The sequence below is a fragment of the Kitasatospora sp. NE20-6 genome, assembly GCF_045862635.1.
Map to the genome: position 1 here is coordinate 1 of NZ_BPRL01000076.1, position 25,987 is coordinate 25,987.

Consider the following 25,987-nt stretch of genomic DNA (forward strand, 5'->3'; position numbering starts at 1 on the left):
CTGCGGGTGATCTTGTCGATGCGGGCGCCGATGCCCCAGGCGGTGACGCGCCAGAGGGCTTCGACGACGATGTTGCGGCTCATCTTGGAGGCGCCGTGTTCGCGTTCGACGAAGGTGATGGGGACTTCGGCGACCTTGTAGCCGGCCTTGACGGTGCGCCAGGCGAGGTCGACCTGGAAGCAGTAGCCGGCGGAGGCGACCTGGTCCATGCCGAGGCCGAGGAGGGTGTCCTTGCGGAAGGCGCGGTAGCCGCCGGTGACGTCCTTGACGGGGACGTCGAGCATGAGGCGGGAGTAGGTGGAGCCGCCGCGGGAGAGGAGCAGGCGGGACTTGGGCCAGTTGACGACCTTGCCGCCGGGTACCCAGCGGGAGCCGAGGACGAGGTCGGCGGTGCGCAGGGCGGTGAGCAGGCGGGGGAGTTCCTCGGGCTGGTGGGATCCGTCGGCGTCCATCTCGACGAGGACCTCGTAGCCGTTGTCGATGCCCCAGCGGAAGCCGGCGAGGTAGGCGGCGCCGAGGCCTTCCTTGCCCTTGCGGTGCAGGACGCGGACGTGGCCGTCCTCGGCGGCGAGCTTGTCGGCGAGGTCGCCGGTGCCGTCGGGGCTGTTGTCGTCGGCGACCAGTACGTGGACCTCGGGGACCGCGGTGCGGACCCGGGAGACGATCCGCTCGATGTTCTCGGCCTCGTTGTAGGTCGGGATGATCACCAGCACCTGGCCGAGATCGGCGAAGGTGCTCTCCTCAGGGGCAGTCACGTCAGAGCCTTTCGAACAAGGGGGACAATGCGGCGAGCCCGCAGCCGGAGGGGGGATCGACAGCGCACGTCATCGAGACAGGGCCCGGGATCGGCACCGGGCAAGGAACCCGGAAAGCGGATCGTACAACGTCGGGTCCACCCGGCGTCCGGCCGGGCCGGAGCGCCCCCGGCGGCCAGGTAGCCTCGGGTCAACCTGAACACCCGTGGGTCGCGCAGCAACCGGTCGCTCGCACCCGGCACCCGCCCCCCGGCAGCACCGCTCCCGGCGGGCCGCGGTGCCGGAGCCCGCGCCGGGTGTCGAGCGACAGCGTGCGGACCGACCGCACCGAACAGGGTGGAGCCCCCCATGCGGGATCTGAGTCAGCTGGTGAAGGCGTACGACGTCCGGGGTGTGGTGCCGGATCAGTGGGACGGGTCGCTGGCGTGGGCGTTCGGTGCGGCGTTCGTGCGGGTGGTGGGGGCGTCGGCGGTGGTGGTGGGGCATGACATGCGGCCGTCGTCGCCGGGGTTGTCGCGGGCGTTCGCGGAGGGTGCGGCGGCGTACGGGGCGGACGTGGTGGAGATCGGTCTGTGTTCGACGGATCAGCTGTACTACGCGTCGGGGTCGCTGGATCTGCCGGGGGCGATGTTCACGGCGTCGCACAATCCGGCGGAGTACAACGGGATCAAGCTGTGCCGGGCGGGGGCGGCGCCGGTGGGTCAGGACACGGGGCTGTCGGAGATCCGGGGGCTGGTGGAGTCGTGGTGCACGGGTGCGGACGGGGGTGTGGTGGTGCCGGCCGCGGCGGTGGGGACGGTGCCGGGTGTGCTGTCGTCGCGGGAGACGCTGGAGGGGTACGCGGCGCATCTGCTCTCGCTGGTGGACCTGTCGGGGATCCGGCCGTTGAAGGTGGTGGTCGACGCGGGGAACGGGATGGGCGGGCACACGGTGCCGACGGTGCTGGCGGGGCTGCCGCTGGAGGTGGTGCCGATGTATTTCGAGCTGGACGGCACGTTCCCCAACCACGAGGCGAATCCGCTGGATCCGGCGAACCTGGTGGATCTGCAGGCGCGGGTGGTGGTGGAGGGTGCGGACATCGGGCTGGCGTTCGACGGGGACGCGGACCGGTGTTTCGTGATCGACGAGCGGGGCGGGCCGGTGTCGCCGTCGGCGATCACGGCGCTGGTGGCGGAGCGGGAGATCGTGCGGGCGCAGGCGGCGGGGGAGGCTTCGCCGACGGTGATCCACAATCTGATCACGTCGTGGACGGTGCCGCAGGTGGTGTCGGACCTGGGTGGGGTGCCGGTGCGGACGCGGGTGGGGCATTCGTTCATCAAGCAGGAGATGGCGCGTACGGACGCGGTGTTCGGGGGTGAGCATTCGGCGCACTACTACTTCCGTGATTTCTGGCGGGCGGACACCGGGATGCTGGCGGCGCTGCACGTGCTGGCGGCGCTGGGCGGGCAGGAGCGGCCGCTGTCGGCGCTGTGTGCGCGCTACGACCGGTACGCGGCGTCGGGGGAGATCAACTCGACGGTGGCGGACCAGGTGGGGCGGACGGCTGCGGTGCGGGCGGTGTACGGGGAGCTGGACGGGGTGGTGACGGACGAGCTGGACGGGTTGACGGTCGCGGGGGACGACTGGTGGTTCAACCTGCGGGCGTCGAACACCGAGCCGTTGCTGCGGTTGAACGTGGAGGCGAAGGACCCGGTCCGGATGGCCGAGCTCCGTGACGCCGTCCTCGCCCTGGTCCGCACCTGACCCACCCCACGCGGCGGCCCGCCACGGGCCGCCGCGCGGGACACCGCCCGTACGCCCCGCTCGGCTAGAGTCGTCCGTTCCGACCGACCACCCTGCACGCCAGCGAGGACCGAGCCGATGGACAGGCTGCACAACACCGTCCGCCCCTACGCCTGGGGATCCACCACCGCCATCCCCGCCCTGCTCGGCGAGGAGCCCACCGGTGAACCGCAGGCCGAGATGTGGATCGGCGCCCACCCCGGTGCACCGTCCCGGCTGGAGCGGAACGGCGCCACGGCCACCCTCGACCAGGTCGTCGCAGCCGACCCCGAACGCGAACTCGGCGCCGCCGCAGCCCGGTTCGGCCCCGCCCTGCCCTTCCTGCTCAAGGTCCTCGCCGCCGGCCTGCCGCTCTCCATCCAGGCCCACCCGACCCTTGCCCAGGCCCGGTCCGGCTTCGCCGCCGAGAACGCCGCCGGCATCCCCCTCGACGCCCCCCGGCGCAACTACAAGGACGCCAACCACAAGCCCGAACTCATCTGCGCCCTCGACGAGTTCGAAGGACTCTGCGGCTTCCGCGCACCCGCCGACGCCGCCCGCCTGATGGCCTCCCTCGACGTCCCCGGGCTCGCCCCGCTCATCGACACCCTGCGCAGCAAGCCCGAGGCCGAGGCCCTCGCCGACGCCCTCGCCGCCATCCTCTCGATGACCGGCGACCACGCGGCCCGGACGGTCGCCGACGTCGCCCGCGCCGTCACCGCCGCCGCCCCGGCCGACCCGACCGGCGCACTCGCCGGATACGCCTTCGCCGCACGGGAGTTCCCCGGCGACACCGGGCTCGTCGCCGCCCTGCTGCTCAACTTCGTCCGCCTGCAGCCCGGCGAGGCCCTCTACCTGGGCGCCGGGATGCCGCACGCGTACCTGCGCGGCACCGGCGTCGAGATCATGGCCAACTCCGACAACGTGCTGCGCTGCGGGCTCACGCCCAAGCACGTCGACGTGCCGGAGCTGATGCGGGTCGTCGTGTTCGAGTCCTCCGACCCGGACGTCCTGCGACCCGCCGCCGCGGCCGACGGGGAGCACCACTACCCCGTGCCGATCGACGAGTTCCGGCTCTCCCGCTACGCCCTCGGCGCGCGGCCCGCGGTCGTCCCCGGCGACGCCCCGCAGATCCTGCTGTGCACCGCCGGCACCGTACGCCTCACCGCCGGCGACGGCAGCACGCTGGACCTCTCCCCCGGCCGGTCCGCCTACCTCCCCGCGGACGGCACCGCCACCACCCTGGCCGGCCCCGGCGCCACCGTCTTCCGCGCCACCGTCACGCTCTGACCCGGCCTCCCGCGCCCGCCCCGCCGCAGCAGCTCACCCCGGCGCCCGCCGCACACGCCGCGGGGCCTGCACCCCGGGAGGGATGCGGGCCCCGCGGCGGCGGACCGGCCGCGGCGGTCTCACACGCCGGAGGACCGCCGGCGCACCGCGACCACGACACCGGCACCGGCCAGCACCGCGACGCCGCCCACGAGGGCGATCCCGGCGGTGGCCGGGGAGGAACCGGTGTTGGCGAGGCTCCCCGGCACGGCCGTGGCGGACGGTACCACCGACGCACCGGAAGCCGGCACCGTCACGGACGCGCTCGCGGCGGGGGTGGGACTCGTCCCGGTGGAGGGGGTGGCGCTCCCGGTCGGCGAGGCGGTGGCGGCCGCCCTGGCGTCGGCCAGCGCCTTGTCCGCGGCCTGCTTGACGGCCAGCGCCGCCTCCATGGCCCGCTTGGCCGCGCTGTACTCCTGCGAGATTTTCACCTGGGCGTCCGCCAGCTCGTTCTTGGCCACGGCGTACGCGGCCGCGGCCACCGCCTTGGCCGCCGCGGCGGCCTCGGCCGCCGTCTTCGCACCGGTCACGGCCTGCTCGGCGTCCGCCCGCTCCTGGGCGTCGGCGGTCTCCGGCAGAGCGGCGAGCGCGGCCTTCGCCTCGGCGAGTGCCGCGTCGGCGGCCTTCACGTCGGCGTTCGCCGCGACCAAGGCCTTCCACGCCTCCTCGGCCTTGCGGCTCAGCTCGTTGGGCGTGTCGAAGTAGTCGTTCATCGCCTTGAAGGCCGCGGCGGCGGCGACCACCGCCGCGTCGTAGGCCTTCTGCGCGTCGGCGGCCGCCTGCTCCAGCTCGGCCAGGGACGGCACCGCCTGGGTGTGGGTCACCGGCGCAGCCTCGGCGAAGGCGGGGGCGACGGCGAGCAGCGCAACAGGCGCCATCACGGCAGCCGCGAGCGCACTGCGGATCTTCAAGAGAACTCTTTCCGATAGGAAGGACTGCGTGCCGCGGCCACGGCCGCGCACAAGAGAAGGGGCCTGTGACCCGCCCGTACGGCGATCGGTCGCCCGGCCTCGGCGAGGGTACCCGAACCACTCTGAGGTGTCATCAGGGATTTCCGCACCGGGCCCGGCCGCCTCCCGCGGGTGCGGCCTCCCCTGCGACGGGCGGCCCCGCGGGCCAGCCGGCTGCAGGGTCTCGCCGCTCGTGACATGCCGCTCGTGACATGCCGGTCGTGCGTGACCCGGGCGTTCTTGGCTGCCTCACGGCCTTGTCACCCATGACCGGTCTCGCATCCGTGGCGTCTCCTCGCGGGCGAGGCCGGAATCGGGCGACTTGTCCGAGTCGGCCGAGTGCACCAGGCTGAACTCCGAGCACGAGGGCCACCGGCGAGCCCGGATCGCGCACCGACGGGTTTCCCGCGCCGCGCTGGCTCCGTACGCCGGACACCCACGGACGGAAGGCTGGGCCATGCGGAGACTGGTCTACGGCATGAACCTGACCCTGGACGGCTACATCGCCGCGGTCGGCGACGACATCGGCTGGAGCGGACCGCCGAGCGACGAGCTGTTCCAGTGGTGGCTCGACCACGACCGGGCGAGCGGCCTCTCGCTGTACGGGCGCAAGCTGTGGGAGACGATGAGCTCCTACTGGCCGACCGGCGACCAGCGGCCCGACGCCACCCCGGCGGAGATCGAGTTCGCGCGGAACTGGCGGGACACGCCGAAGGTGGTGTTCTCCTCGACGATCGACAGGGTCGACTGGAACACCCGCCTGGTCACCGGCGACGCGATCGCCGAGATCACCCGGCTCAAGGCCGGGGACGGCGGCCCGATGACCATCGGCGGCGCGACGCTCGCCGGGGCGGCCATGCGCGCCGGGCTGATCGACGAGTACGTGATCGCCACCCATCCGGTCCTGGTGGGCAGCGGCACGCCGTTCTTCACCGCGCTGGACGGCTGGGTGAACCTGAACCTGCTGGAGACGCGGACGTTGCCCGGCGGCGTGGTCCTGACCAGGTACGAGACGAGGCGCTGAGCAGCAGCACCCACGCGCCGGTCCCACGGTGATGCCGTGCACGCCCTCGGTACGACACGGCCCGTGAGGCTACGGCATCAGCCGCGGGGCCCTACGGCTCAGGTGATGTCGCGGGTCATGTCGACGAAGCGGGAGTAGTGGCCCTGGAAGGCCACGGTGATGGTCGCGGTGGGGCCGTTACGGTGCTTGGCGACGATCAGGTCGGCCTCGCCGGCGCGGGGCGACTCCTTCTCGTAGGCGTCCTCGCGGTGCAGCAGGACGACCATGTCGGCGTCCTGCTCGATGGAGCCCGACTCGCGGAGGTCGGAGACCATCGGCTTCTTGTCGGTGCGCTGCTCGGGGCCACGGTTCAGCTGGGAGAGCGCGATGACCGGCACTTCCAGCTCCTTCGCGAGGAGCTTGAGGTTACGGGACATGTCCGAGACCTCCTGCTGGCGGCTCTCGGCACGGCGCGAGCCGCCCGCCTGCATCAGCTGGAGGTAGTCGATGACGACGAGCTTGAGGTCGTTGCGCTGCTTGAGGCGGCGGCACTTCGCGCGGATCTCCATCATCGACAGGTTCGGCGAGTCGTCGATGTAGAGGGGCGCGTTGGTGACGTCGGGCATGCGCCGCGCGACGCGCGTCCAGTCGTCGTCGGTCATGTTGCCGGACCGCATGTGGTGCAGGGCGACCCGCGCCTCGGCCGAGAGGAGGCGCATCGCGATCTCGTTGCGGCCCATCTCGAGCGAGAAGATCACGCTCGGCAGGTTGTTGTGGATGGAGCAGGCCCGGGCGAAGTCCAGGGCGAGGGTCGACTTGCCCATCGCGGGACGGGCGGCGATGACGATCATCTGCCCGGGGTGGAGGCCGTTGGTGAGGGCGTCGAAGTCGGCGAAGCCGGTGGGCACGCCGGACATCTGGCCGGCCCGGGAGCCGATCGCCTCGATCTCGTCGAGGGCGCCCTCCATGATGTCGGCCAGCGGCGCGTAGTCCTCGCTGGTGCGCTGCTCGGTGACGGCGTAGATCTCGGCCTGGGCCGCGTTGACGATCTCGTCGACGTCGCCCTCGGCGGCGTAGCCCATGCCGGCGATCCGGGTGCCCGCCTCGACGAGCCGCCGCAGCACCGCCCGCTCGTGGACGATCTCGGCGTAGTACTCGGCGTTGGCGGCGGTGGGAACGGAGTTGACGAGGGTGTGGAGGTAGCCGGGGCCGCCGACGCGGGCCAGCTCGCCGCGCTTGGTCAGCTCGCCGGCGACGGTGATCGGGTCGGCCGGCTCGCCCCGGGCGTACAGGTCGAGGATCGCGCCGTGGATCATCTCGTGGGCGGGCCGGTAGTAGTCGGCGGGCTTGAGCACCTCGACGACGTCGGCGATGGCGTCCTTGGACAGCAGCATGCCGCCCAGGACGGACTGCTCGGCCGCGAGGTCCTGCGGCGGCACCCGCTCGAAGCTCTCGCCGGAGGGGCTGCGGTCCTCGGACGCGCCGCCGTCACGGTCGTCGCGCCGGCGCCGGTCGCCCTTCTGGTAGGAGCCCTCGCCCCGCTGGAACGTCCCCTTGCCCCCACCGTCGCGGCCGCCGACCTCGCCACGGCCCCGGGAGACCGGCAGGCGGTCGCTGGGGGTGTCGGGGAACGAGGCCCCGGGGGCGAAGGCGTCGTCGGACGGCTGCCAGTCGTCCTCCGGCGGCGGCGGGACGTCGTGGTCGTCGTACTGGGGGCCGGTCAACGCGTGTTCCCCGATCAGCGAGTCGTGCGAGTGGTGCGAGCCTTGCCGGTGGCGCGACTCCCTTCCTACGCCACCGGGCCGACATTTCCGGCGCCGGGCACCAGGTGCCGCGCGGTGCGGGCCCGGTCCGCCGCGGTACGGGGGCGGAGGGCCGGGAGGTCGGGTCGGGGCCCACGCTACGGCGCCGGGGGCCGTTCGGCCAAGATGGTTATCCACAGGGGGTGTGGATGACGGTCGCCGGTCTGTGGATAAGTACCGCAAACCTGTGCACAACCCTGTGGACGGTCCTGTGGACAACTGAACGATCCGCCTACTGTCAACATCCTGACCTGCGCTTCCCTCCTCGGACGGCTGTGCATGAGAAATACTTCACACGGCCGGGTATCCACCGCACCCACCATGCGGACCGGGCTCCGGGCGGATCTCGATCAGGATTTCGAGTAAGTGACACAGGCCACCCACATCCCTTACCTGTGGATGAGTAGGCTGGCTCACATGACCACGCCGTCCGCCCGCCGCCGCCACGACCGCGAGATCCTCGCCCTCGCCGTACCGGCCTTCGGCGCACTGGTCGCCGAACCGCTCTTCCTGCTGGCCGACTCCGCCATCGTCGGCCACCTCGGCACCGCCCAGCTGGCCGGGCTCGGCATCGCCTCGGCCGCCCTCACCACCGCCATCGGCGTCTTCGTCTTCCTCGCGTACGCCACCACCGCCGCCGTGGCCCGCCGCATCGGCGCGGGCGACCGCCGCGCCGCCGTCCAGCAGGGCGTGGACGGCCTCTGGCTCGCCCTGCTGCTCTCCGCCGGGCTGACGGTGCTCACCCTCGCGCTCGCCCCCCAGGCCGCCGCGCTGCTGGGCGCCTCCCCCACGGCCGCCCCGCACGCCGTCACCTACCTCCGGATCAGCGCGCTCGGCATACCGGCGATGCTGGTGGTGCTGGCGGCCACCGGCGTGCTCCGCGGCCTCCAGGACACCCGCACCCCGCTGCTGGTGGCGGTGGCCGGGTTCGCCGCCAACGCCGGGCTCAACCTCGGCCTGGTGTACGGCGCCGGGCTCGGTGTGGCGGGCTCCGCCTGGGGCACCGTGCTGGCGCAGAACGGCATGGCCGCGGCGTACCTGCTGGTGGTGGTGCGGGGGGCCCGCCGCGAGGGCACGAGCCTGCGCCCGGACCCGGCCGGCATCCGGGCCTGCGCCCGGGCCGGCGGGCCGCTGGTGGTGCGCACCCTGAGCCTGCGCGCGGTGCTGCTGATCGCCACCGCGGTGGCGGCGAACCTCGGCGACGCCGAGATCGCGGCGCACCAGATCACGCTGACCATCTGGGTGTTCACCGCCTTCGCGCTCGACGCGATCGCCATCGCCGGCCAGGCGATCGTCGCCCGCCACCTGGGGGCCGGCGACGTGCCGGGAGCCCGGGCGGCGACCCGGCGGATGCTCCGGTGGGGCCTGGGCACCGGGATGGTGCTCGGCCTGCTGATGGTGGCGGCCGGGCCGCTGTACGTGCCGCTGTTCACCGCCGACCCGACCGTGCAGGGCCTGCTGTCGACCGCGCTGCTGCTGGCCGCCCTCACCCAGCCGGCGGGCGGGATCGTCTTCGTCCTGGACGGTGTCCTGATGGGCGCCGGGGACGGCGGCTACCTCGCGCGGGCGATGCTCGGCACGCTGCTGGTGTTCGTCCCCGCGGCGGTCGCCGTGCCGGTGCTGGGCGGCGGGCTGGCCGGCCTGTGGTGGGCGATGAACCTCTTCATGCTCACCCGGACCGCGTTCCTCGTGCTGCGGGTGCGCACCGGGCGGTGGCTGGTCACCGGCGCGGTGCGGGCCTGAACGGAGCCGGCGCCCGTGCCGGGAGGGCACGGGCGCCGGACACGACCGAGGGCCGGTCTCCCCGGGGGAGACCGGCCCTCGGGCCACAGCTACGGCAGTCAGCCGGCCACGACGTTGACGTCGAGGTTGGCCAGCACGTCGGAGTGCAGCTTGACCGAGACCTTGTGGGTGCCCACGGTCTTGATCGGCGAGGCGATCGCGACGGCGCGCTTGTCCACGGTCGGGCCGTCGGCAGCCTTGATGGCGGCGACGACGTCGGCCTGGGTCACGGAGCCGAACAGGCGGCCGGCGTCGCCGGAGCGAACGGCCAGCTTGACCTGCAGGCCCTCGAGCTTCGCCTTCACCGAGGTGGCGGCTTCGAGGGTCTGGATCTCGTGGATCTTGCGGGCGCGACGGATCGCGTCGACGTCCTTCTGGCCGCCCTTGGTCCAGCGGATGGCGAAGCCACGCGGGACCAGGAAGTTGCGGGCGTAGCCGTCCTTGACCTCGACGACCTCACCGGCGCTGCCGAGGCCGGGGACCTCGTGAGTGAGGATGATCTTCATTCTTCGGTCACCCTCTCTTAGCGCGTGGTGGAGGTGTAGGGCAGCAGCGCCATCTCACGGCTGTTCTTCACAGCCGTGGCGACGTCGCGCTGGTGCTGGGTGCAGTTGCCGGTGACCCGGCGGGCACGGATCTTGCCGCGGTCGGAGATGAACTTCCGCAGCAGGTTCGTGTCCTTGTAGTCAACGTAGTTGACCTTGTCCTTGCAGAAGACGCAAACCTTCTTCTTCGGCTTGCGAGCAGGCGGCTTCGCCATCATGTGCTCCATTGGGAATGGACGGTCCGTCGACACGGTGGACGTCGGACCGCACGAAATCTCTCAGCATGCCTGGGCCCGGTCCGAGGACCGCGCCCGGCGCGCACCGCTTTAGAACGGGGGCTCTTCCGAGTAGCCGCCGCCCGAGTTGCCGCCCCAGCTGCCGCCCTGGTTTCCACCGGAGGGAGCCGAAGAGGCCCACGGGTCGTCGGACGGGCCGGACTGGCCGCCGCCGGAGTTTCCACCCCAGCTGCCGCCACCGCTGCCGCCCTGCTGCTGGCCGCCGCCGCCGCTCCAGTTGCCACCGGACGGCGCGCCGCCCTGCTGGCCGCCGAAGCCGCCGCCACCGCCCTGGCCGCCGGACCGGTTGGCCCGGGTGACCTTGGCGGTCGCCGATCGCAGGCTCGGGCCGACTTCGTCGACCTCGACCTCGAAGACCGTCCGCTTCTCGCCTTCCTTGGTCTCGTAAGACCGCTGGCGCAGTCGGCCCTGCACGATGACGCGCATGCCGCGCTGCAGCGACTCGGCCACGTTCTCCGCCGGCTGACGCCAGACGTTGCACGTGAGGAAGAGGCTCTCGCCGTCCTTCCACTCGTTCGTCTGACGGTCGAAGGTGCGCGGGGTGGACGCGATACGGAACTTCGCGACCGCCGCACCCGACGGGGTGAAGCGCAGCTCGGGGTCGTCGACGAGATTGCCGACGAGGGTGATGACGGTCTCGCCTGCCATGGTGGTGGTGACCTCTCGGAAAAGGAGTTCTGCGGTGCTCGCTCGGTGTTTCACGTGAAACACCGTGCGTGAGCCTCCCGACACCCGGAGGTGTCAGCGGTGGCTCAGTGGGTGTCCGGGCGCAGGACCTTGGTCCGCAGGACCGACTCGCTCAGGCCGAGCTGGCGGTCGAGCTCCTTGACGACCTCAGGCGTGGCCTTCAGGTCGATGACCGAGTAGATGCCCTCGGACTGCTTGTTGATCTCGTAGGCCAGACGGCGACGGCCCCAGGTGTCGATCTTCTCGACCTTGCCGCCACCGGTGCGGACAACGTTGAGGAAGTTCTCGATCAGGGGGGAGACAGCGCGCTCCTCGACCGACGGGTCGAGGATCACCATCACCTCGTAGTGACGCATGGGTAACCCACCTCCTTTGGGCTCAACGGCCACGGTCTCTCCGTGGCAGGAGGGTTGTGCAGCGTCGCACCGATGCAGTGACGACTCCGACCACCGTAGTGGCGGGGTCTGACAACCCGGGGCCCGGCGAAGGGCACACGGGTGCACATCTACACCAGTGCAGACCGCACAGCCTACCTGCCCGGGTGCGGCGGACCAAAATGCCTACCGGTTGTGATCCTGGGCATATCACCATCAATCTGGACAGAACGGCACGCCTCCGACGCGCGCCGTTCGGATCGCCCCGATCCACCCCGGGAGGTGGGCTCCATGGCACAGACCCTTCGCCGATTTCCGGCCGTCACCCTCAACACCGACGGGCACGCGCACCCGCGCGAGAACTCCCTCGCCGCGGCGGCGGCCGTCCTGGGCGTGCTGGCGTTCGTCAGCTCGTTCTTCGACAGCCTCCACATCATGACCTCGTGGACCGGCCTCCTCGGGGTCGTGGCCGGAATGTGGGGGCAGTTCATCTCGGTCACCACCGCCGAGCGCTTCGTCCTCATCATCTCCGTGGGCCTGGCGGGCTTCGGCCTCTACCTGGGCCTTTCCCACGGCGGCTTCTTCGGGGGCGTGTAACGACGACCGCGCGCCGGAATTCTGCGTGACCTCCGGCGCCCTCCCCGCGTACTTACCTGTGCACAGGTATGCGGGGAGGGCTCCGGCACGTCGGCCCAGCCCCCACCGAAACGGACCATTCCGGGCGATAGGGTCGCCGTGATCTCACCCCTGGACCGCCCGACCGAGGAGGAGCAGCCCCGCATGAGCCTGCGCATGAGGACGATCACCCGCAAGGAACACCTGGCCTTCATCCAGTCCCGTCCCTCCGCCAGCCACATGCAGGTGCCGTCCTGGTCGGACGTCAAGGCGGAGTGGCGCTCGGAGAGCCTCGGCTGGTTCGACAGCACCGGCACGATCGTCGGTGCCGGGCTGGTGCTCTACCGGCAGCTGCCGAAGGTGAAGCGCTACCTGGCCTACCTGCCGGAGGGCCCGGTGATCGACTGGTTCGACCGCGACCTCGACGGCTGGCTGCAGCCGATGCTGGCGCACCTCAAGGCGCAGGGCGCGTTCTCCGTGAAGATGGGCCCGCCGGTGGTCGTCCGCCGGTGGGACGCCGGCACCATCAAGGCCGCGATGACCGACCCGCAGGCCAAGCGGCTGCGCGACGTCGAGCCCGACTGGTACGAGCCGCGGGCCTTCGAGATCGCCGACCGGCTGCGCAAGGCCGGCTGGCTGCAGGGCGAGGACGGCGGTGCGGGCTTCGGCGACGTCCAGCCCCGGTACGTCTTCCAGGTGCCGCTCGCCGACCGCTCGCTCGACGACGTGCAGCGCGGCTTCAACCAGCTCTGGCGGCGCAACATCAAGAAGGCCGAGAAGAGCGGCGTCGAGGTCGTCCAGGGCGGCTACGAGGACCTCCCGGTCTTCCACCAGCTGTACCTCGTCACCGCGGAGCGGGACCGCTTCACGCCGCGCCCGCTGTCCTACTTCCAGCGCATGTGGCGCGCGCTGACCGACGAGGACCCGAACCGGATGCGCCTCTACATCGCCTACCACGAGGGAGAGCCGCTGGCGGCGACGACGATGCTCGTGGTCGGCGAGCACGTCTGGTACTCCTACGGCGCCTCCGCCGACCACAAGCGCGAGGTCAAGCCGTCCAACGCCGTCCAGTGGCGGATGATGCGCGACTCGTACGCGCTCGGCGCCGCCGTCTACGACCTGCGCGGCATCAGCGACACGCTGCAGGAGGACGACCACCTCTTCGGCCTGATCCAGTTCAAGGTCGGCACCGGCGGCCAGGCCGCCGAGTACCTCGGCGAGTGGGACTTCCCGCTGAACAAGCTCCTGCACAAGGCACTCGACCTCTACATGTCGCGCCGCTGAGGCGCGCTCACCACATCCTCGGGGAGTGACCGATGACCCTGTCGCTGTACGTGGACACCGCCCGCTGGCGGGCGCACCAGCAGGCGGTGCTGGCGGATTTCCCCGGTCTGGTGCCGGTCGCCAAGGGCAACGGCTACGGGCTGGGCATCACCCGCCTCGCCGAGGAGGCGGCCCGGCTCGGCACCGGCACCCTCGCGGTCGGCACCGCCCGCGAGGCCGCCGCCGTCGACTTCCCCGGGGACGTCCTGGTGCTCACCCCCTGCCGGGCCGGCGAGGACGTGCCGGGCCTGCCGGCCCGGACGGTCCGCACGGTGGCCCACGCGGACGTGCTGCGGGCCCTGCCCGCCGGCACCCGGGTGGTGGTCGAGTGCATGACCTCGATGCGCCGGCACGGCATCGCCCGGACCGACCTGCCGAAGCTCCCTGCCGACGGGCCGGTCGTGGAGGGCTTCGCGCTGCACCTGCCGCTGGACCGGCCGGACGGCTCCGACCCGGTGGAGGAGGTGGCCGGCTGGGTGCGGGCGGTCTCCGCCGTCGGCCCACCGCCCGCCACCGTCTACCTGAGCCACCTGGCGGCCCCCGACGTGACCCGCCTCGGCGCCCTCTTCCCCGACACGGTGTTCCGCTCCCGGATCGGCACCCGGCTCTGGCTCGGCGACGTCCAGGCCCTGCACGCCGCGGCGTCCGTCCTCGACACCACCCCGGTCGCCAAGGGCGACCGGTACGGCTACCGCCAGCACAAGGCGCCGTCCGACGGCCATCTCCTCGTCGTGACGGGAGGCACCGCGCACGGCGTCGGCCTGGAGGCCCCCAAGTACCTGCACGGCATGCTGCCGCGCGCCAAGGGCCTGGCCCGGGCGGGCCTCGCCACGGTGAACCGCACCCTCTCCCCCTACGTGTGGGACGGCCGGCAGCTCTGGTTCGCCGAACCGCCCCACATGCAGGTGTCGATCCTCTTCCTGCCGGGCGACATCAAGCCGCCGGTGATCGGCGACGAGCTCGCCCTGAACATCCGTCACACCACGACCCACTTCGACCGGGTGGTCGACCGGTAGGCCCTGCCCGTCCGTCCGTCCGTCCGTCCGGACAGGCCCACCGGTCGCGCGGCACTACAGGTGCTTGGGCTCCGGCGCCGGCCCGTCCGGCACGGCCGGTACGACCGGCTGCGCGTGCCCGGCGTCCGTCTCGGCGTCCGTTTCCCCGTCCGCTTCGAAATCCGCACCGAGCACGTCGTGGCGGGCCCCGGCCACGTCGGCGAGCCAGTCGGCCTGCGGCTGCGGCGCGAACGTGCTGTACGTCGCCTCCTCCCGCAGGCGCCGGGCGGTGCCGAGCACGAACACGTCGGGGGCGCCGTCCAGCACACCGCCGGACGGGTCGTCGCTGCCGTCCCAGCGCACCGGGTCGACCTCCGGGTGGAGCATGTCGCGGATCACCATCACGCAGAGGTAGAGCGTGCCGAGCAGGTGCACCGCGATCGCCAGGTGGTACCAGTCCTGGCCGATGCCGTGCTGCTTGGAGTCGCCCGTGTAGGCGAGGTAGGACCAGACCCCGAGGAAGTACAGCACCTCGCAGGTCTGCCAGATCAGGAAGTCGCGCCAGCGCGGACGGGCCAGCACCGCGAGCGGGATCAGCCAGAGCACGTACTGCGGCGAGTAGACCTTGTTGGTGAGCACGAACGCCGCCACCACCAGGAATGCCAGCTGCGCGAAGCGCGGCCGGCGCGCCACCGACAGCGCCAGCCAGCCGACACCCAGGCAGCAGAGCACCAGCAGCACCGAGATCCAGGTGTTGAGGGTGGGCAGCTGCTCGTTGCGGTTCTGCATGAGGATCAGCCAGAACGAACCGAAGTCCTCCTTGCGCACCTGGCTGAAGGTGTAGAACGTCGCCCAGCCCTTGAAGTTGGCGACCATCACCGGAAGGTTCACCAGCAGCCAGGCGGCCGCCGCACCCCCGAGCGCCTGCCCGAACGCCCGCCAGCGGCCGGCCCGCCAGCACAGCACCAGGAGCGGGCCGAGCAGCAGCACGGGATAGAGCTTGGCGGCGGTGGCCAGTCCGATGAAGACACCGGCCGCCGTGGGACGGGAGTTGGCCCAGTACGCCATCGCGACGGCCGCCAGCGCGACGGCCAGCATGTCCCAGTTGATCGTGGAGTCGAGCGCCAGGCAGGGTGCCAGCGCGAACAGCAGCGCGTCCCAGGGGCGGCGGCGGTGCGTACGGGTCAGCGCGACGACCGTGACGACCGCGCAGATCATCAGCATGCCCGCGTTGACCATCCAGAACCACTGCTCGCGCTCCTGCAGCGCCCCGCCGGACTTCGTCATCCACGCCGCGACCTGCATGAACAGGCCGGTCAGCACCGGGTACTCCAGGTACTGCATGTCGGCCGAGGGCGACGGCAGCTGGTCCAGGTACGGGTGGCGCCCGGTGTCGAAGCCGCGGCCCGAGAAGAGGTGCGGGATGTCGCTGTAACAGGCGTGCGTGTACTGCGTGGTGGCGCCCTGGAACCACCCGCCCTCGTAGCACGGGATCTTCTGGGCGAGCCCGAGCACGTACGTGACGATGACGACCAGCGCCAGGAAACGGGCCGGGGTCCACCAGGACACCCCGAGCAGGGCGCGGCGGCCGGGCGGGCCTCCGAGGAACTCGCTGCCGGCCGCGGCAACCGGGTCCTCGTCCGCCGGGACGACGACGGTGTTGGGCAGCGGGCCGGCGGCCGGGGCGGGTACGGCCGCGGCGCTGTCGTCACGGGTGCTGGGCGTCATGGCGCACATCCTGCCGCACCACCGCTCGGAGGACGAGGAGACCCCGGCAAACACTCCGGCGCCGGGCCGCCCCCGAAGGGACGGACCGGCGCCGGGGTCGTACCGCTGCCCTACTGCCCGGCTTGCGGGCTGCTGGTGTCGGTCGCCGTGGCCGACGGCTTGCCCGGCCGGGTGGGCGTCCTGGTCGGCGGGCACAGGATGAGGCAGCTGTCCGTCGCCGTGGGCGACGGGCTGCCGCCCTGGCTGGGCCCGGTCGCGGTCGGCGAGGCCGACGGCGAGGCCGACTCCGACGCGCTCGGCGAGGCCGAGGCGGAGGCCGAGGGCGAGGCGGTGGACGGCGCGCCCGAGGAGTCGAGCTTCACGCCGGAATCACCGGGCTCCGGGAAGGACTTCGGCTTGCCGGGGCCGATGATCTTCATGTAGCGGGTGAAGACGTCGGTCGGGAAGTCACCACCGTGGATCTCCTTCTTGCCCGCGGTGCCGTCCAGCGAGAGCAGACCGGGCTTGCCCGGCTCCTCGCGCCACATGCCGACCGCGGTCGAGAGGCTCGTGGTGTAGCCGACCCACCAGGCGGAGGTACCGGCGTCGGTGGTACCGGTCTTGCCCGCCACCGGGAAGCCCAGCTCGTTGGTCTTCTTGCCGGTACCGGCCTTGGCCACGTTCTCCAGCACGTCCGTGACGTCGTTGGCGACCGCGGCGTCCAGCACCTTCTTCACCACCGGCTTGGTGAAGTTCGGCATCTCCACGCCGTCCTTCAGCACCTTCGTCACCGAGTACGGGTCGGCCTGCTGCCCGCTGGCGGCGAACACCGAGTACGCGGAGGCCATCCGGATCGCGCTCGGGGTCGAGGTGCCGAGCGGGAAGGTGATGGTGCTGGAGGGCGAGAGGCTCTCCTTGCGCAGGCCCATCTGCTTCACCAGGTCCTCGACGTTCTTGCCGCCGACGTCCTGGTTGAGCTGCACGAAGGGCACGTTGTAGGAGTTCCGCATGGCCTCCTTGAGCGTGACGTACCCGGGCTTCGAGGTGCTGTCGTTGCGCTGCTTGTACGGCTGGCCGTTGTCCCCTATGACCGGGGTTCCGTCCGACTTGAAGATCTCGGAGAGGTTGTCGGCCTCGTACCGGCTGTCGGTGCTGATCCGGGTCGGCTTGCCGTCCTCGTCCATCGTGGTCTGCACGCCCATCTGCATGGCGGCGGCCAGGACGAACGGCTTGAACGTCGAGCCGACCGGGATGCCGGCGGCGTCGGCGTTGTTGGTGTAGTGCCCGTTCTCGATGCCGGAGCCGCCGTAGAGCGCCACGATCGCACCGTCGTTGGGCACGACCGAGGCCGCGCCCATCTGGACGAACTTGTCCTCGTCGCGCTTCTCCGGGTTGAGGTTGTCCTTCTCGAAGCCCTCGACGGACTTCTTCAGGGCATCGACCTTGGCCTTGTCGAACGTGGTGTAGATCTTGTAGCCGCCGCGCTGGAGGCTGGCCTGGTTGATGGTCGGGTCCTTCGCCATCAGGTACTTGTTCGCGGTGTCGACCAGGTAGCTGATCTCGCCGGTCATGTTGGCCGCGGGCTTGGGCGGGATCGGCATGGGAAGCTCCGTGCCGCACTTCGCGCGGTCCGCCTGGGAGATGAACCCGGCGGCGACCATCCGCGTCAGCACGTACTCCCAGCGCTCCTGCATGCGCTTCTTGTTCTCGGGGTTCAGCGACGGGTCGTAGAGCGCGGCGCCCTTCAGGAGGCCGGCCAGCATCGCGCCCCTGCAGGCGTCGAGCTCCTTGGCGTCGACACCGTAGTAGGCCTGGGACGCCGCCTGGATGCCGGTCGAACTCCGCCCGTACCAGCTGGTGTTGAGGTAGCCCTTGAGCACCTCGTCCTTCTCGCCGGCGATCTTCAGCGTGATGATCATTTCCTTCGCCTTGCGGGTCAGGGTCTGATCCTGGCTCAGGTAGTAGTTCTTCACGTACTGCTGGGTGATCGTCGAACCGCCCTGGGTCTCACCGCCGGTGGCCATCTTGTAGACGGCGCGGGCGATGCCCTTCGGGTCGATGCCGCTGTCGGTGCGGAACGTCTCGTTCTCGGCCGCGATCGTCGCGTCCTGCGCGGCCCGGCTGATGTCGCCGAGCTGGACGATCTGACGGTTGGTGGTGCCCTTGCGGGTCATCTCCGAACCGTCGGCCCAGTAGTAGATGTTGTTCTGCTCGTCGAAGACCTTGTTCGGGTCCGGCACCTCCGTGACGGCGAAGGCCGCGCCGACCACGGCGACACCGCCGCCGAAGAAGACGAGGAACAGCGTCAGGAGCTGCTTCCACGACGGCAGCCAGCGACGGAACCCGTCCTTGCCGTACCGCGGGTAGTCGACGAAGCGCTTCTTGCCGGGCGGGCCGCCGGCGCTGCCCCGGCCACCGCCGCCGCCCGCGGGCGCACCGCGGCGGCCGCCCTTCTGGCCCTGCTTGCGCATCTCGGCACGGGTCAGCCGGGGCTGCTGCGCCGTCTCCCGGGAGGTGGCGGCACGGGCGCGGCGCAGCCCGTCCGCGCGCAGCTCGTCCGGAGCAGGGCGCCCGTAGGAAGGGGCCCCCTCCGCCGGCGCGCCGTACGCGTAGGGGCGGCCGTCGGGCTGTCGGCCGTCGGGCCGACGGCCCGAAGGCTCGCCGCCCGCGTTGGGCGACCTGCGCCGGTGTTCGCTCATCTCTCAGCAACTCCTCGGTCGGGCTCTTCGGGCCCGAAGGCAGGGTTCACATCCGATGCCCGCAACCGCCTTAACCCCGGAGGTGGTCCTCGTGCACACGCGACAGCGTACGCACCCTTGAACTTCCTCAAATCCGACATTATGCATCAAATAACTCAAATTGGCGTCAGATCATTACAGGCCCGTTGCCTTCGTCGCCGCGTCAGCCTTGACGTGGACCGCTCCAGGTGCCACCGAACTCCCTGTGATCACGTTCACGCGTGGCCCCCTTGCTCGCATCGTGACCCGGGTTTACTGTTCTCGATATATCGAGCCGATACATCGGGGCGGCATAAGCCACCCGTGTGCACCGGCCCGGTCGACGACCACGGGGAGAGGAGGCGGCAGGGTGAGCAGGCGGTCCGGTGTGCTGGAGTTCGCCGTCCTCGGCCTGCTGCACGACGCCCCGATGCACGGCTACGAGCTGCGCAAGCGGCTCAACGTCCTGCTCGGGTCGTTCCGCGCCTTCTCGTACGGCACGCTCTACCCCTGCCTGAAGAACCTGGTCGCCCAGGGCTTCCTGGTCGAGGACAACCCGGACCTGGAGTACGTCCCGGCCACGGCACTCAACGGCAAGCGGTCGAAGATCGTCTACCGGCTGTCGGCCGAGGGCAAGCACCGCTTCGAGGAGCTGCTCGCCGACTCCGGCCCCGACGCCTGGGAGGACGAGCACTTCGGCGTCCACTTCGCGTTCTTCGCCCGGACCGACAGGGCCGTGCGGATGCGCGTGCTGGAGGGCCGTCGCAGCCGGCTGGAGGAGCGCCTCGAACGGATGCGCACGTCGATCGCCCGCACCCGCGAGCGCTTCGACGACTACACCCTCGAACTCCAGCGGCACGGTCTCGAATCGGTGGAGCGCGAGGTCCGCTGGCTCAACGAGCTCATCGAGACGGAACGGGCCAACCGCACCGGGCGCGGCACCACGCCGACCGGTGCACCACCACAGACTTCGGACGGCCGTGGCCAGGAGGCCGGGTCCTCGGACCCGCCGAGGCCACCGCACGACCGCCCGGGGCGCTCCGCACAGGAGCGCTGAGACCCGCGGCATCCGGCGCTCCCGTGGAGCACCGGGCCCGTGGGAGGAGTGGGCGCATCGCGCCCGTCAGACAGTCATTTGAGTAGGAATGAGCGCCGCCGTGACGGCGGGGCTCACGAGAACAGGGAGCAACCGGAATGGGTTCGGTTCGCGTAGCCATCGTCGGCGTGGGCAACTGCGCCGCCTCGCTGGTGCAGGGTGTCGAGTACTACAAGGACGCCGACCCGGCCGGCAAGGTCCCCGGGCTGATGCACGTGCAGTTCGGCGATTACCACGTCAGCGACGTGGAGTTCGTCGCCGCGTTCGACGTCGACGCCAAGAAGGTCGGCTTCGACCTCGCCGACGCCATCGGCAACAGCGAGAACAACACCATCAAGATCTGCGACGTGCCGCCGTCCGGCGTCACCGTGCAGCGCGGCCACACGCTGGACGGCCTCGGCAAGTACTACCGGGAGACCATCGAGGAGTCCGACGAGGCCCCGGTCGACGTCGTCAAGATCCTCAAGGACCGCCAGGTCGACGTCCTCGTCTGCTACCTGCCGGTGGGCTCCGAGAACGCCGCGAAGTTCTACGCCCAGTGCGCCATCGACGCCAAGGTCGCCTTCGTGAACGCCCTCCCGGTGTTCATCGCCGGCACCAAGGAGTGGGCCGACAAGTTCACCGAGGCCGGCGTGCCGATCGTCGGCGACGACATCAAGTCGCAGGTCGGCGCCACCATCACGCACCGCGTGATGGCGAAGCTCTTCGAGGACCGCGGTGTCATCCTCGAGCGCACCATGCAGCTGAACGTCGGCGGCAACATGGACTTCAAGAACATGCTCGAGCGCGAGCGCCTGGAGTCCAAGAAGATCTCGAAGACGCAGGCCGTCACCTCGCAGATCCGTGACCGCGAGCTGGGTGCCAGGAACGTCCACATCGGCCCGTCCGACTACGTCGCGTGGCTCGACGACCGCAAGTGGGCCTACGTCCGCCTTGAGGGTCGCGCCTTCGGCGACGTCCCGCTGAACCTCGAGTACAAGCTCGAGGTCTGGGACTCCCCGAACTCGGCCGGTGTCATCATCGACGCCGTGCGCGCCGCGAAGATCGCCAAGGACCGCGGCATCGGCGGCCCGATCCTGTCGGCGTCCTCGTACTTCATGAAGTCCCCGCCGGTGCAGTACTTCGACGACGAGGCCCGCGAGAACGTCGAGAAGTTCATCGCCGGCGAGGTCGAGCGCTGAGTCCGACGAGGCCCGCGGCCGTGGCGCACCGAGCGCCGCACGCAGCGGGGCCCGCGACGGTACGGCGCTGAGGCGCCGGGCCCGCGGAAACCGTTGCGACGGCGGCGCGCCGAGCGCGCACAGCCCGCCTCACCAGGGGCTCCGGTCATCGACCGGAGCCCCTGCGGCGTTCCCGGCGCCGGGCCGCGGCGATGTTTCACGTGAAACCGTCCGGCCCGTCATGGCAACCTGTCCGGGTGGCGATCACCGAGGACGGCATCATGCAGACACCCCACCGCGCCACGCTCCGCGGGCTGGCGCACGGGCGCGGGTTCCGGCAGCTGCTGACGGTCCGCATGCTCAGCCAGCTCTCGGACGGGGTCTTCCAGGTCTCGCTCGCCGCCTACGTGATCTTCTCCCCGGAACGGCAGTCGTCCCCCGAGGACATCGCCGCCGTGCTGGCGGTCATGCTGCTGCCCTTCTCCGTCGTCGGCCCGTTCGCGGGCGTGCTGCTCGACCGCTGGCGCCGGCGGCAGGTGCTCCTCGTCGGCAACCTCGCCCGGTTCGGCCTCGGGCTGGTGACGGCGGCCCTGCTGCTCGGAAGCGCCCCGGACCGGATGTACTTCGCCTCCGCCCTGCTGGTCACCGCCCTCAACCGGTTCATCCTGGCGGGCCTGTCCGCCGCGCTCCCCCGGGTCGTGGAGCCGGACCAGCTCGTGACGGCCAACGCCGTCTCCCCCACCCTCGGCACCGTCGCCGCCACCGTCGGCGGCACGCTGGGCTTCCTCGTCCACCAGGTGCTGCCGCCCGGCCCGCGGGCCGACGCCGGGCTGGTCACGCTGGCCGCGCTCCTCTACCTGTGCGCCGCACTCGCCGCCCAGCGGATCGACCGCGACCTGCTCGGCCCCACCCACCACCCGGACCGGCCGCCGCTGGGCCGGGCCCTCACCACGGCGGGCCGGGACCTCGGCCGCGCGCTGCGGCACCTCGTGCGCGACTGCCGGCCCGCCGTGCACGCCCTGGCCGCGGTGACCCTGGCCCGGTTCTGCTACGGCGTCCTGATCGTCGTGGTGCTCATGCTCTCCCGCTACACCTTCAACCGCCCGGAGGACTCGGCGGCGGGGCTCGCCAGCCTGGGCCGGGCGGTCGGCTTCTCCGCCGTCGGCTTCTTCATCGCCGCCGTGGTGAGCCCGTGGTGCACCCGCCGGCTCGGCCTCACCGGCTGGATGGTCGCCTGCCTGGCCTCCGCCGCCGTGTTCGTGCCGGCCCTCGGCCTGTCGTTCCGTGAGGGCCCGGGCCTGGCCGCCGCGCTGCTGCTCGGCGTGGTCACCCAGGGCGCGAAGATCTGCGCCGACACCCTCGTCCAGGAGTCCGTCGAGGACGCCTACCGGGGGCGGGTCTTCGCCGTCTACGACGTGCTGTTCAACATCTCGTTCGTGGCGGCGGCCGGGGTGACCGCACTGGTCCTGCCGCTGAACGGACGCTCGGCCGCGGTCGTCGGAGGCGTCGCGCTGGCCTATGCGGCGGGCGCGGTGCTCTACGCCCGCGCGGCCAGGTCCGACCGCGCGTCGGCGCACTGACGCCCCGTCCGCCGGCGGTGACTCGCTAAGGTACGTCCGCGCACCAGCGCCACCTCAGTTGCCCACGGGGGGATCGATGAGCACACCGCAGAATCCGTACGGCACACCTCAGCAGGGCGGCGCGCCCCAGGGCGGACCCGCCTACGGAGCACCGCAGCCCCCGCCCGGGTACGGGCAGCCGCCCGCCTACGGCTACCCCGGCCCCGCACAGCAGCCCCCGGCGTACGGGCAGCAGCCCCCGCCGCCGTACGGGCAGCCGCCCGCCTACGGACAGCAGCCCCCGCCCGCTCCCCCGGGGTACGGCTACCCGGGCCCGGCGGCCGCACCGGGCCCGTACGGCGGCGCGCCGCAGCCCCCGTACGGCGGTGTGCCGCAGCCCCCGTACGGCGGCGGTCCCGGTCAGGGGGCGCCCGGCGGCCACCCCGGGCAGCAGCAGCCGGGCCCGGTGGTCCCGGCCGCTCCCAGGCCGAAGCGGCCGCTGCGGTTCTGGCTCCGCACGGGCGCGGTGGTGCTCGGCGGCATCCTGCTGATCGTCAGCTTCTTCGTCGCCGACAGCTCACCCTCCTCGGCGAAGGCCGGCGACTGCGTGGAGAAGACCGGCTACAAGTCGGTCTCCAAGGTCGCCTGCACCGACCCGAAGGCGACCTACACGGTGCTGCGGAACATCAGCGGCGGCGAGCCCGCCGCCTGCGACGGGACACCCGGCACCACGGCGACCTTCAGCGGCAGCACCGGACGGCGCTGGCGCAAGAAGCACTACGTGCTGTGCCTCGGCCCGCTCACCGGCGGTTCGGCCACCACCCCCGGCGGGGCGGCCTCGCCGAAGTCCTTCTGAGGCCGGACGTCCCTCCAGGCCCGGGCAGGCCCGGGCAGGCCCACGCAGGCCCGGGCAGGCTCACGGGCCGACAGACCCGGGCCGGTGCCGGTGGATCGGACCCACCTGCACCGGCCCCGGCCGCAGGTCACCCCAGCAGGGCGTCCAGCTCCTCCTGGCCGGCACCCGCGTCGATCGCGGCGAGCAACCGGCGACGGCGCCGCGCGACGGTGCGCTCGTCGTCGTCCAGCACGAGGCGCTCCAACCGGTCGACCCGGTCGGCCAGCGCGTCGAGCTTGCTGCCGCTGCGGCCGACCTCGACCGCCAGTGCGGTGAGCAGCGGCACCACGGCGGTGCCGACGACGTCGCGCACCACCTGCTCGGCGACCCTGGCCACCGCCGCGTCCAGTGACCCTTCCGGCGGCTGCGGCCGCTCGGTCACCGTGCGGCCGACCGGGTCGGCCCGGCGGTTCCGCTCCTCGGCGTCCAGCAGGTGGCAGCGCACCCGGCGCGCCGTCTCGCTGTCGCGCAGGAGCATCGCGACGTTGAGCACGGCCCGCCGGGTGAATAGCGCCAGCGAGCGGGCGCGCGACTGGGTTCCACTGACCTCCTTGAAGGAGGCCAGTCGCGGACCGGTCAGCACGGTGTACCCGTTCGAGACCAGTTCGGCCCGGTGGTCGCCGACCAGCGAGTAGACGGCCTTGACCCCGACCCCGAAGTACGCCGCCACGCCCTCCGTCGTGACGTGCACGTCGTCCGGCAGCACGCTCAGCGCACCGACCCGGTCGAGCACCTCGACCCGCCCGGCGACGGTCGCCCGCATGGTCGGCGACTCCAGCAGCACCGCGTCCACAGCCATGGCCGTGTCTCCCTCCCCGGGAGGAGGAGTTCCCCTCCCTCGGACGGAGCAACGCGCCCGCCGGCCGGCCGGCCGCACGAAACGGCCGGATGCACACGATCGGGTGGATTAGCTCAAGCCCTCCGGCCGCTGCCCGGGCTGCCTGTCACTGCTGTGCGGTCCACCACTCCCGGAGGGCGGCGACGGCGGTCTCGTGGTCCATCGGCCCGTGCTCCAGGCGGAGTTCCAGCATGTGCTTGTAGGCCTGGCCGACCTGGGGGCCGGGCCGGATGCCGAGCAGTTCCATGATCTGGTTGCCGTCGAGTGCGGGCCGGATGGCGTCCAGTTCCTCCCGCTCCTGGAGGAGTGCGATGCGCTCCTCCAGGGAGTCGTAGGTGCGGGCGAGGGCGGCGGCCTTCTTGCGGTTGCGGGTGGTGCAGTCGGAGCGGGTGAGCTTGTGCAGGCGCTCCAGGAGCGGTCCGGCGTCGGTGACGTACCGGCGCACCGCGGAGTCCGTCCACTCGCCGCCGCCGTAGCCGTGGAAGCGCAGGTGCAGTTCGACGAGGCGGGAGACCTCGTCGACGAGGTCGTTGGAGTACTTGAGGGCGCGCATCCGCTTGCGGGTCATCTTGGCGCCGACGACCTCGTGGTGGTGGAAGGAGACCCGGCCGTCCGACTCGAAGCGGCGGGTGCGCGGCTTGCCGATGTCGTGCAGCAGCGCGGCGAGCCGCAGCGGGAGGTCGGGGCCGGCGGTCTCCAGCGCGACGGCCTGCTCCAGGACGGTCAGCGAGTGCTCGTAGACGTCCTTGTGCCGGTGGTGCTCGTCGCTCTCCAGTCGCAGGGCGGGCAGCTCCGGGAGCACGTGGTCGGCCAGGCCGGTGTCGACGAGCAGCCGCAGACCCTTCACCGGGTGGTCGGCGAGCAGCAGCTTGTTGAGCTCGGCCTGGACGCGTTCGGCGGAGACGATGGTGATCCGCTCGGCCATGGCCGTCATCGCCGCGACGACGTCCGGCGCGGGCGTGAAGTCGAGCTGCGCGGCGAACCGGGCGGCGCGCATCATCCGCAGCGGGTCGTCGGAGAAGGACTCCTCGGGGGTGGCGGGGGTGCGCAGCACCCGGGCCTCCAGGTCGTCGAGGCCGCGGTGGGGGTCGACGAAGCCGCGGTCGGGGAGGTCGACGGCCATCGCGTTGACGGTGAAGTCGCGGCGCACGAGGTCCTGGTCGATGGTGTCGCCGTAGGTGACCTCGGGCTTGCGCGAGGTGCGGTCGTACGCCTCGGAGCGGTAGGTGGTGATCTCGATGAGGAAGGAGCCGTCCTCGGTGTCCTTGCGCGCGCCGACGGTGCCGAAGGCGATGCCGACGTCCCAGACGGCGTCGGCCCAGCCCTTGACCAGCTTGAGCACGTCGTGCGGGCGGGCGTCGGTGGTGAAGTCGAGGTCGTTGCCGAGCCTGCCGAGCAGCGCGTCCCGGACGGATCCGCCGACCAGCGCCAGCCGGAACCCGGCGGTCCGGAAGCGGCGGGCGATCTCGTCGGCGACCGGGGAGACCCGGAGCAGCTCCTGCAGACCGAGGGTCTGCGCCTCGCTCAGCCCGGGGAGGGCGGTCGGCGTGGCGGAGCTGGAATGATGGACGCTGGACTCATTGGCAGTGGACACGGCTCCCTAGGGTACGTGCCCGGCAGGGCCCGCCGCCCGTCCGTTTCCCACCGCCTGTCTCCCCCTGCGCGCCGCCCGCGCCGACCCGCCGCCCGGCGGTCGGGGCCGGTAGTCGGCGGCCCGAACCACCGGCCGCCCGGATGCGTCGTTACCATGCGGGGGGACCGACAGCGGTCGCGGTCCCGCACGGGCGCGCCGTCGGGG

22 protein-coding genes are annotated in these 25,987 nt (G+C 71.8%); 11 read left to right on the forward strand and 11 right to left on the reverse strand.

Going from position 1 to position 25,987, the window contains the following annotated elements:
• The coding region (locus SNE206_RS34865) for a polyprenol monophosphomannose synthase (RefSeq protein WP_407917580.1) at window positions 1-755 on the reverse strand (755 nt) is incomplete at its 3' end.
• Window positions 756-1,103: 348 nt separating this feature from the next.
• Between SNE206_RS34865 and SNE206_RS34870 the strand changes: the two genes are divergently transcribed.
• Together SNE206_RS34870 and manA are read left to right on the forward strand one after the other, a co-directional pair.
• On the forward strand, window positions 1,104-2,498 hold the full coding sequence (locus SNE206_RS34870; protein ID WP_407917581.1) for a phosphomannomutase/phosphoglucomutase: 1,395 nt from the start codon (window positions 1,104-1,106) through the stop codon (window positions 2,496-2,498).
• Between the two features lie 117 nt (window positions 2,499-2,615).
• On the forward strand, window positions 2,616-3,806 hold the full coding sequence (gene manA, locus SNE206_RS34875) for a mannose-6-phosphate isomerase, class I (RefSeq protein WP_407917582.1): 1,191 nt from the start codon (window positions 2,616-2,618) through the stop codon (window positions 3,804-3,806).
• 119 nt (window positions 3,807-3,925) lie between these two features.
• Here the strand turns inward: manA and SNE206_RS34880 are convergent, their stop codons facing one another.
• Entirely contained in the window at window positions 3,926-4,756 is an 831-nt protein-coding gene (locus SNE206_RS34880; RefSeq protein WP_407917583.1) for a hypothetical protein, read from the reverse strand.
• 496 nt (window positions 4,757-5,252) lie between these two features.
• On the opposite strand from SNE206_RS34880, the gene SNE206_RS34885 reads away from it, so the two are divergent.
• Window positions 5,253-5,819 (forward strand): dihydrofolate reductase family protein, encoded by a 567-nt coding sequence (locus tag SNE206_RS34885; protein WP_407917584.1) that lies wholly within the window; start codon window positions 5,253-5,255, stop codon window positions 5,817-5,819.
• A gap of 98 nt (window positions 5,820-5,917) precedes the next feature.
• Here the strand turns inward: SNE206_RS34885 and dnaB are convergent, their stop codons facing one another.
• A complete protein-coding gene (gene dnaB, locus SNE206_RS34890; protein ID WP_407917585.1) occupies window positions 5,918-7,522 on the reverse strand; it encodes a replicative DNA helicase in 1,605 nt (534 codons plus the stop codon).
• 495 nt (window positions 7,523-8,017) lie between these two features.
• On the opposite strand from dnaB, the gene SNE206_RS34895 reads away from it, so the two are divergent.
• The gene (locus tag SNE206_RS34895) at window positions 8,018-9,343 is read left to right on the forward strand and encodes an MATE family efflux transporter (protein WP_407917586.1); all 1,326 of its coding nucleotides are present in this window, start codon (window positions 8,018-8,020) and stop codon (window positions 9,341-9,343) included.
• A gap of 98 nt (window positions 9,344-9,441) precedes the next feature.
• On the opposite strand, the gene rplI is transcribed toward SNE206_RS34895, so the two are convergent.
• From rplI to rpsF, 4 genes are all read right to left on the reverse strand, one after another.
• The gene (gene rplI, locus SNE206_RS34900; RefSeq protein ID WP_407917587.1) at window positions 9,442-9,888 is read right to left on the reverse strand and encodes a 50S ribosomal protein L9; all 447 of its coding nucleotides are present in this window, start codon (window positions 9,886-9,888) and stop codon (window positions 9,442-9,444) included.
• A gap of 17 nt (window positions 9,889-9,905) precedes the next feature.
• On the reverse strand, window positions 9,906-10,142 hold the full coding sequence (rpsR, locus tag SNE206_RS34905; RefSeq protein WP_030270170.1) for a 30S ribosomal protein S18: 237 nt from the start codon (window positions 10,140-10,142) through the stop codon (window positions 9,906-9,908).
• 111 nt (window positions 10,143-10,253) lie between these two features.
• A complete protein-coding gene (ssb, locus tag SNE206_RS34910; RefSeq protein ID WP_407917588.1) occupies window positions 10,254-10,871 on the reverse strand; it encodes a single-stranded DNA-binding protein in 618 nt (205 codons plus the stop codon).
• A gap of 104 nt (window positions 10,872-10,975) precedes the next feature.
• Complete coding sequence (rpsF, locus tag SNE206_RS34915; protein WP_405012336.1) at window positions 10,976-11,266, reverse strand: 30S ribosomal protein S6; 291 nt, start codon at window positions 11,264-11,266, stop codon at window positions 10,976-10,978.
• A gap of 309 nt (window positions 11,267-11,575) precedes the next feature.
• Here rpsF and SNE206_RS34920 point away from each other — a divergent pair, with 309 nt between their 5' ends.
• The 3 genes from SNE206_RS34920 (at window position 11,576) to SNE206_RS34930 (ending at window position 14,238) form a co-directional block, all read left to right on the forward strand.
• Window positions 11,576-11,881: a hypothetical protein gene (locus SNE206_RS34920; protein WP_407917589.1), complete on the forward strand. Its 306-nt coding sequence runs from the start codon at window positions 11,576-11,578 to the stop codon at window positions 11,879-11,881.
• Window positions 11,882-12,064: 183 nt separating this feature from the next.
• Complete coding sequence (locus tag SNE206_RS34925) at window positions 12,065-13,183, forward strand: lipid II:glycine glycyltransferase FemX (RefSeq protein WP_407917590.1); 1,119 nt, start codon at window positions 12,065-12,067, stop codon at window positions 13,181-13,183.
• A gap of 32 nt (window positions 13,184-13,215) precedes the next feature.
• A complete protein-coding gene (locus SNE206_RS34930; protein WP_407917591.1) occupies window positions 13,216-14,238 on the forward strand; it encodes an alanine racemase in 1,023 nt (340 codons plus the stop codon).
• A 54-nt stretch (window positions 14,239-14,292) separates the two neighbouring features.
• On the opposite strand, the gene SNE206_RS34935 is transcribed toward SNE206_RS34930, so the two are convergent.
• Window positions 14,293-15,954 (reverse strand): glycosyltransferase family 87 protein, encoded by a 1,662-nt coding sequence (locus tag SNE206_RS34935; RefSeq protein WP_407917592.1) that lies wholly within the window; start codon window positions 15,952-15,954, stop codon window positions 14,293-14,295.
• Between the two features lie 101 nt (window positions 15,955-16,055).
• A complete protein-coding gene (locus SNE206_RS34940; RefSeq protein WP_407917593.1) occupies window positions 16,056-18,623 on the reverse strand; it encodes a transglycosylase domain-containing protein in 2,568 nt (855 codons plus the stop codon).
• Window positions 18,624-19,011: 388 nt separating this feature from the next.
• Between SNE206_RS34940 and SNE206_RS34945 the strand changes: the two genes are divergently transcribed.
• The 4 genes from SNE206_RS34945 (at window position 19,012) to SNE206_RS34960 (ending at window position 23,312) form a co-directional block, all read left to right on the forward strand.
• Window positions 19,012-19,698 (forward strand): PadR family transcriptional regulator, encoded by a 687-nt coding sequence (locus SNE206_RS34945; RefSeq protein WP_407917594.1) that lies wholly within the window; start codon window positions 19,012-19,014, stop codon window positions 19,696-19,698.
• Window positions 19,699-19,835: 137 nt separating this feature from the next.
• Window positions 19,836-20,918, forward strand: a complete 1,083-nt coding sequence (locus tag SNE206_RS34950) for an inositol-3-phosphate synthase (protein WP_407917595.1) — start codon at window positions 19,836-19,838, stop codon at window positions 20,916-20,918.
• 260 nt (window positions 20,919-21,178) lie between these two features.
• Window positions 21,179-22,477, forward strand: coding sequence for an MFS transporter (locus SNE206_RS34955; RefSeq protein ID WP_407917615.1), 1,299 nt, complete (start codon window positions 21,179-21,181; stop codon window positions 22,475-22,477).
• 76 nt (window positions 22,478-22,553) lie between these two features.
• A complete protein-coding gene (locus tag SNE206_RS34960) occupies window positions 22,554-23,312 on the forward strand; it encodes a hypothetical protein (protein ID WP_407917596.1) in 759 nt (252 codons plus the stop codon).
• 127 nt (window positions 23,313-23,439) lie between these two features.
• On the opposite strand, the gene SNE206_RS34965 is transcribed toward SNE206_RS34960, so the two are convergent.
• Window positions 23,440-24,150, reverse strand: coding sequence for a restriction endonuclease (locus SNE206_RS34965; protein WP_407917597.1), 711 nt, complete (start codon window positions 24,148-24,150; stop codon window positions 23,440-23,442).
• 145 nt (window positions 24,151-24,295) lie between these two features.
• Window positions 24,296-25,717, reverse strand: coding sequence for a CCA tRNA nucleotidyltransferase (locus SNE206_RS34970; protein ID WP_407917616.1), 1,422 nt, complete (start codon window positions 25,715-25,717; stop codon window positions 24,296-24,298).
• Between the last annotated feature and the right edge of the window lie 270 nt (window positions 25,718-25,987).

Excerpts from the sequence above, each read along its gene's own strand:
- SNE206_RS34870 (WP_407917581.1), top strand. The coding sequence starts at position 1,104 with ATGCGGGATCTGAGTCAGCTGGTGAAGGCGTACGACGTCCGGGGTGTG.
- manA (WP_407917582.1), top strand. The coding sequence starts at position 2,616 with ATGGACAGGCTGCACAACACCGTCCGCCCCTACGCCTGGGGATCCACC.
- SNE206_RS34885 (WP_407917584.1), top strand. The coding sequence starts at position 5,253 with ATGCGGAGACTGGTCTACGGCATGAACCTGACCCTGGACGGCTACATC.
- SNE206_RS34895 (WP_407917586.1), top strand. The coding sequence starts at position 8,018 with ATGACCACGCCGTCCGCCCGCCGCCGCCACGACCGCGAGATCCTCGCC.
- rplI (WP_407917587.1), bottom strand. The coding sequence starts at position 9,888 with ATGAAGATCATCCTCACTCACGAGGTCCCCGGCCTCGGCAGCGCCGGT.
- rpsR (WP_030270170.1), bottom strand. The coding sequence starts at position 10,142 with ATGGCGAAGCCGCCTGCTCGCAAGCCGAAGAAGAAGGTTTGCGTCTTC.
- ssb (WP_407917588.1), bottom strand. The coding sequence starts at position 10,871 with ATGGCAGGCGAGACCGTCATCACCCTCGTCGGCAATCTCGTCGACGAC.
- rpsF (WP_405012336.1), bottom strand. The coding sequence starts at position 11,266 with ATGCGTCACTACGAGGTGATGGTGATCCTCGACCCGTCGGTCGAGGAG.
- SNE206_RS34920 (WP_407917589.1), top strand. The coding sequence starts at position 11,576 with ATGGCACAGACCCTTCGCCGATTTCCGGCCGTCACCCTCAACACCGAC.
- SNE206_RS34925 (WP_407917590.1), top strand. The coding sequence starts at position 12,065 with ATGAGCCTGCGCATGAGGACGATCACCCGCAAGGAACACCTGGCCTTC.
- SNE206_RS34930 (WP_407917591.1), top strand. The coding sequence starts at position 13,216 with ATGACCCTGTCGCTGTACGTGGACACCGCCCGCTGGCGGGCGCACCAG.
- SNE206_RS34935 (WP_407917592.1), bottom strand. The coding sequence starts at position 15,954 with ATGTGCGCCATGACGCCCAGCACCCGTGACGACAGCGCCGCGGCCGTA.
- SNE206_RS34940 (WP_407917593.1), bottom strand. The coding sequence starts at position 18,623 with ATGAGCGAACACCGGCGCAGGTCGCCCAACGCGGGCGGCGAGCCTTCG.
- SNE206_RS34950 (WP_407917595.1), top strand. The coding sequence starts at position 19,836 with ATGGGTTCGGTTCGCGTAGCCATCGTCGGCGTGGGCAACTGCGCCGCC.
- SNE206_RS34955 (WP_407917615.1), top strand. The coding sequence starts at position 21,179 with ATGCAGACACCCCACCGCGCCACGCTCCGCGGGCTGGCGCACGGGCGC.
- SNE206_RS34960 (WP_407917596.1), top strand. The coding sequence starts at position 22,554 with ATGAGCACACCGCAGAATCCGTACGGCACACCTCAGCAGGGCGGCGCG.
- SNE206_RS34965 (WP_407917597.1), bottom strand. The coding sequence starts at position 24,150 with ATGGCTGTGGACGCGGTGCTGCTGGAGTCGCCGACCATGCGGGCGACC.